Genomic DNA, 5,495 nt, shown 5'->3' on the forward strand with positions numbered 1-5,495 from the left:
CGCGCGCTCGCGCCGCGCGGGCTGCTGCTGATCGGCCTCGATGTGATCGGCGACTCGGTGACCGAGATCAACGTGACCAGCCCGACCTGCTTCCAGGAGATCACGGAGCAGACCGGGTTCGACGTGCCGGCGATGTTCGTCGATGCGCTGGAGGCGCATCTGAAGCAGGCGGCCTGAGGACCATGAAAAAGGCGCCCGGGGCGATCTTCGCCCCGGGCGCCTTTTTTTGATCCCGAGGAAGCCGGGATCGCCTATCAGAAGTCGACCGTGGCCGACAGGCTGAAGGTGCGCGGGTTGCTCAGCACCAGGTAGCCCGAGCCCGGATAGCCGCCCACCGAGGCCCAGTAGTTGCGGTCGGCCACGTTCTCGATGCGCGCGCGCAGGGTCAGCAGCTTGCCGTTGCCGACTTCGGTGACGTAGCGCGCACCCACGTCCAGGCGCGTCCAGCCGGGCACGCGCAGCGTGTTGATCGCATCCGCGTAGCTCGAGCCGCTGGTCACGACGCGGCCGTTGAGCGACAGGCCCTGCACGCCCGGCACGTCCCATTCGACGCCGATGCTGCCCTGCGCCTTCGGCACGCCGATCACGCGCTTGCCATCGGTGGTGAGGCTGCCCGTTTCCTTCTGCTTGGCGTCGAGCCAGGTCACGCCGCCGAGCACGCGCAGGCCCTTGGTCGCCTCGCCGAAGACATTGAGCTCGACACCGCGGTGGCGGTCCTCGCCGCCGGCCTGGAACGAGCCGTTGGCCACGAAGGCGCGCGGCTTGGCGGTGCTGAACAGCGCCAGGCTGCCGCCGATGCGGCCGGCGTCGTACTTGACGCCGATTTCCTTCTGCTTCGACACGTAGGGACGCAGCGACTGGCCGGCGTTGAGCACCGGCTGGCCGTTCGATTGCGCGGGAGCGCTCTCGCCGGGCGACAGGCCCTCGATGTAGTTCGCGTAGACCGACAGGTCCTCGCGCGCCTTGAACACGATGCCGGCCACCGGGCTGGTGCGGCTCTGGTCGTACGAGGTGACGGTACCACCGGCCGAGGTCAGCTTGCCGCCGCTCACGATCTGGTAGCTGATGTCGCTGGTCTCGATCGACTGGCGGCGCACGCCGAGCGTGACGAGCAGGCGGTCGTCCAGGAAGGACATCGTGTCGCCGATCGCCACGCTCTTGAGCGTGATGGTGCCGTTCAGGCGCGGGCTCGCGAGGTTGTTGCCCAGGTAGGTGAGCTGCGTCGGCAGGTAGCCGCGCGGGTAGTAGATGTTGCTGGCGAGCGTGCCGCCGGTGCCCAGGCCCAGGCCGTAGGCGTTCTTCTTGTCGAGGTCGAAGTAGGAGTAGCCCAGTACCCACTCGTGGCCCACGCTGCCGGTGCGCGCCTTGCCGCGGATGCCGAGCTCGGCGGTCTTGACCTTGTCCTCGCGCGTGTTGTCGAAGCGGCTGGTGGTGAAGGCGCCGGTCAGGCCGTTGGACACCGTCGGGCCCGCGAGCGAGTTGTTCTCGTAGCTGCTGCGCGCGCCGGCCGCGGCCCAGGCCGTGATGTTCGGCGTGATGTCGTATTCGCCGCGCACCGAGCCGAAGGTGTCGCGCTCGTAGGAATAGGTCCAGGGCTGGGCGAAGTTGGTGTCGTTGTCGGGCGCCTTGGGCACCACGGTGACGGCGCTGCCGAGCGTGACGTTGGGGCGCGTGTTGCGCAGGCGGTGCTCCTGGTGGCCGATGTCGGCCGAGATGCGCGCGTCGCGGCTGCGCCAGTCGAGACCGACCGCCAGCGCGTCGAGCTTGACGCCTTCGCCGTTCACCGCCGTGCCGCCGTCGCGGTGCACGGCATTCACGCGCACGCCCACGCTGTCGTCGGGACCGAAGCGGCGCGCGATGTCGGTCGCGGCATAGGACTGCGAGCCGCTCGCGGTGCCGAGCGTGAACTGCGTGAGCGCTTCGTTCGGCGCGCGCTTGGGCAGCAGGTTGATGGTGCCGCCGATGCCGCCGCCCGTGGGCGCCGCGCCGTTGAGGAAGGCGCTCGCGCCGCGGAACACTTCCACGCGCTCGAACAGCTCGGAAGCGATGTACTGGCGCGGCAGCAGGCCGTACAGGCCGTTGTAGGCGATGTCGTCGGAATTGACGATGAAGCCGCGGATGAAATAGGACTCCTGGAAGTTGCCGAAGCCGCGCGCCACGCGCACCGAGGGATCGTTCTGCAGCACGTCGGCCACGCTGCGGGCCTGCTGGTTCTGGATCAGCTCGTTGGTGTAGTTGTTGCTCGAGAACGGCGTTTCCATCATGTCCCGGGTGCCCAGGATGCCGGCGCGGCCGCCGCGCGCCACCTGGCCGCCCGCGTAGGGCTTGGTCAGCCCTTCGGCCGATGCATCGGCGCTGGCTTCGACGGTGATGGTGCCCAGCGCGGCGCCGGGGGCGGTGGGAGCGGTCGCGGCAGCCGGTGCCGGCGCGGCGCTCTGCGCCGAGGCCGTCAGGGCATGGAGGGCGAGCAGCGTCGCGGCGACGGTCGGGCGGAGGCTGGCGCGGAGAAGGGCGGAGGAGGCGGACATGGACGGTTCGTTTTCACGCAAATGAGAACCGTTATTGTTAACGCACTCCTAATGGATTCCGATACTTTCTTGCAGTGTTGCAAAAATGTGTCAGAAAAAACGTTTCATTCGAGGGGTCTTCAGCCGAGATCCGGCGAACCCGTTGCCCGCATGCCGCACCGACCGGTACGTCAATGCTCCGAGCGCCGCCCGTCCACGAACACGTGCAGCTCGCCCGGCTCGAACGCGGTCCATTCCTCGTTGGTGGTCAGCGGCGCGGTCACCACCACCGCGACGCGGTCGTTGGGCGTGGTGTGCTGGGCGAAGTCGATCTCGAGGTCCTCGTCCGACAGCTGCGCGGTCACGAAGGGATGGCGCCGTTCCACGTACCAGAGGTGGGTGGAGGCATGGGCCCACAGCGCCTGGCCGTTCGAGAGCATGAAGTTGAAGGTGCCGTACCGCGCGAGCTGGGGCGCGAGTTCGCGCAAGGTGAGCGTGAGCTCCTCGACGCTCGGCACGCCCGCATGCGACTTCGCGAGCTCCTGCATCAGCCAGCAGAAGGCGTGCTCGCTGTCGGTGTTGCCCACCGGGTGGAAGTTGCCGTGCAGCCGCGGGCGGAAGTCTTTCAGGTCGCCGTTGTGCGCGAACACCCAGTAGCGGCCCCACAGCTCGCGCACGAAGGGGTGGCAGTTCTGCAGGTTGACCTCGCCCTGGGTGGCCTTGCGGATGTGGGCGATGACGTTGCGGCTCTGGATCGGGTAGCGCCGGATCAGCTCGGCCACCGGCGACTCGCAGGCCGGCTGGTGGTCGACGAAATGGCGCAGGCCGCGGTCCTCGAAGAAGGCGATGCCCCAGCCATCGGCGTGGTGGTCGGTGCGGCCACCGCGCTGCGCGAACCCCGTGAAGCTGAAGGTCACGTCGGTCGGCGTGTTGCAGTTCATCCCTAGCAATTGACACATGGGGGCCATTAGACACCGCCCCCGCTTACCCGAGCGCCCGGGTTTGCTTCCGCTTCAGCGCAGGAAGCGGCCTTCCTTGGTCACGCGGACCATCTCGATGAAGCGCGAGCCGGTGTTGCTGGCGCCGGTGAAGTCGAGCTCCATGCCGGCGATGCGCAGCTTCATCGCCTTGAGCGCCGCATGCAGCCGTGCGCGCGTGAGGTCGCGCCCGGCGCGACGCAGCGACTCGATCATCACCAGCGCGTTCACGTAGCCCTCGAAGCTCAGGTAGCCGATGTCGACCTTGGCGCGCTCGGCGAGCTGGCGGTAGTCGCGCGCCACCGGCTCGACCTCGCTCCAGGGATAGGGCACCACCTGCGAGATCGCCAGCCCGCTGGTCTTGTCGCCCACGAGTTTGGCCGTGACGTCGCCCGGCACGATCGACATGCCGTAGAACATCTGCCGCCCGCCCGCGTCCCAGGCGCTCTTCATCACCTCGCCGCCGATGGCGCCGCCCAGGTACATGATCACCGCCTGCGCCTTGCTGTCGGCCAGCGCCTTGCCCATGGCGGCGTTGGTCGAGCCGTCGCCCTTGACCGCCACGGCCGCCACCGGCTTGAGCTGGTGCGCCGCGAGCGCGGCCTCGACCAGCTTCGTGACCTCGGCGCCGCCCGGGTTGTCGAGGCAGGCCGAGGCGATGCGCGTCACGCCGATGGTCGTGAGGTGCTGCACCAGCGCCTGCGCCTCGCGTGCGAAGGTGGCGCGCACGAAGTAGCCCGAGCCCATGACCTTCTCGCGCGCCGAATCCGACACCGCGTAGCCCGCGACCATCGGCGCGCCGCTTTGCGACAGCACCTTGGCCGCGGCCGCGGTGGTGGCCGAGCCGACGCAGCCGAAGAAGGCGAACGCGCGGTGCTCGCCGAGCAGCTTCTCGTAGTTGGCCACCGCCTTCTCGGGCGAGAGCTCGTCGTCGAGCGACACCAGCCGGATCTTGCGGCCCGAGACGCCGCCCTGCGCGTTGACGGCGTCGAAGGCCAGCCCCGCGCCGGCCATCACCACCTTGATCGGCGCGCCCAGCGGGCCGCTGAGGATGCCGGTGTGGCCGAGCACCACCTCGGTGTCAGTGACCCCGTTCTCGGCCGCGCGGGCCACGGAAAAAAGGCCAAGGCTGGCCGCGGCCGCCGAGGCGGCCATGAAGTTCCGACGATGCATGGGAGAAAACCGTCCAATCGATACAACTGATAACAATTGAAATCGATGGGCGGGTGTTTGCCCGCAGGGGTTTACCCCGGCTTGCGGGGCGCGTCGCCGGGATTCGCGCGGATGCGCAGTTGCCAGGCCGCGCAGATCGCGAGCGCGCACAGGCCGGCCAGCATCGCGAACACCTCGTCGAAGGCTGCCAGCCGCGCCGGGCTGGTCTGCGGGTTGGCGAGCGAGTCGCCGTGCGCCGCCAGCCGCCACTCGAGCACGATGGCGCACAGGCTCACGCCGGCCGCGCCGCCGAGCATGCGCACGAAGTTGATGGCGCTCGCGCCCTGCGGGATCAGCGGCTTGGCCAGCGGCCGCATCGAGCCCAGGTTCAGCGAGGGCAGGATGAAGCCCAGCCCGATGCGCCCGACGATCGCGAAGGCCACCAGCAGCCACAGCGCGCTGTCGGCGCGCAGCAGCATCATCAGCGCGAACGAGGCCGCCAGCAGCGCCAGCCCGATGCTCACCAGTGCCCAGGTCGGCTGCCGGTCGGCCAGCCGGCCCACGCCCGCGATGGTGGCCGCCAGCACGAAGCCGGCCGGCAGCAGGATCGTGCCCACGTGCGAGGCCGACAGGTGCAGCCCGACCTGCATGTAGACCGGCAGCAGGTAGGTGGAGCCGAACAGCGCCGTGCCGTAGATGAAGGCGACCACGCTGCCCATCGCGAACTGGCGGTAGCCGAACAGCGCGAGGTTCATCAGCGGCGTGCCGCCCGCGGCCGCCAGCCGCCGCTGCCACCAGATGAAGAGCCCGAACGAGAGCAGCGCGCCGCCCAGCAGCGCGGCCGCCTCGAGCGGCGAAT

Annotated in this window: 5 protein-coding genes; 1 reads left to right on the forward strand and 4 read right to left on the reverse strand. The window is 69.3% G+C overall.

The genetic code is table 11. The features are described 5' to 3' along the window. Window positions 1-177 (forward strand): ATP-grasp domain-containing protein (locus tag AC27VN_RS31380; RefSeq protein ID WP_490879089.1); only part of this gene is annotated, 177 nt, incomplete at its 5' end. 77 nt (window positions 178-254) lie between these two features. On the opposite strand, the gene AC27VN_RS31385 is transcribed toward AC27VN_RS31380, so the two are convergent. The 4 genes from AC27VN_RS31385 to AC27VN_RS31400 all read right to left on the reverse strand — a co-directional run. Then, window positions 255-2,528, reverse strand: coding sequence for a TonB-dependent receptor (locus AC27VN_RS31385; protein ID WP_490879086.1), 2,274 nt, complete (start codon window positions 2,526-2,528; stop codon window positions 255-257). 170 nt (window positions 2,529-2,698) lie between these two features. Beyond that, window positions 2,699-3,466: a class II glutamine amidotransferase gene (locus AC27VN_RS31390; RefSeq protein ID WP_490879087.1), complete on the reverse strand. Its 768-nt coding sequence runs from the start codon at window positions 3,464-3,466 to the stop codon at window positions 2,699-2,701. 54 nt (window positions 3,467-3,520) lie between these two features. Beyond that, window positions 3,521-4,657: an ABC transporter substrate-binding protein gene (locus AC27VN_RS31395; RefSeq protein WP_093350556.1), complete on the reverse strand. Its 1,137-nt coding sequence runs from the start codon at window positions 4,655-4,657 to the stop codon at window positions 3,521-3,523. Window positions 4,658-4,728: 71 nt separating this feature from the next. Then, window positions 4,729-5,495, reverse strand: a 767-nt coding sequence (locus AC27VN_RS31400) for an MFS transporter (RefSeq protein WP_490879088.1), incomplete at its 5' end; no start/stop codon positions are given.

Source organism: Variovorax sp. 20P10.2.4 (assembly GCF_058244205.1).

Bases quoted from the DNA above. Each gene is read 5' to 3' on its own strand.
- AC27VN_RS31395 (WP_093350556.1), bottom strand. From the start codon at position 4,657: ATGCATCGTCGGAACTTCATGGCCGCCTCGGCGGCCGCGGCCAGCCTT.
- AC27VN_RS31390 (WP_490879087.1), bottom strand. From the start codon at position 3,466: ATGTGTCAATTGCTAGGGATGAACTGCAACACGCCGACCGACGTGACC.
- AC27VN_RS31385 (WP_490879086.1), bottom strand. From the start codon at position 2,528: ATGTCCGCCTCCTCCGCCCTTCTCCGCGCCAGCCTCCGCCCGACCGTC.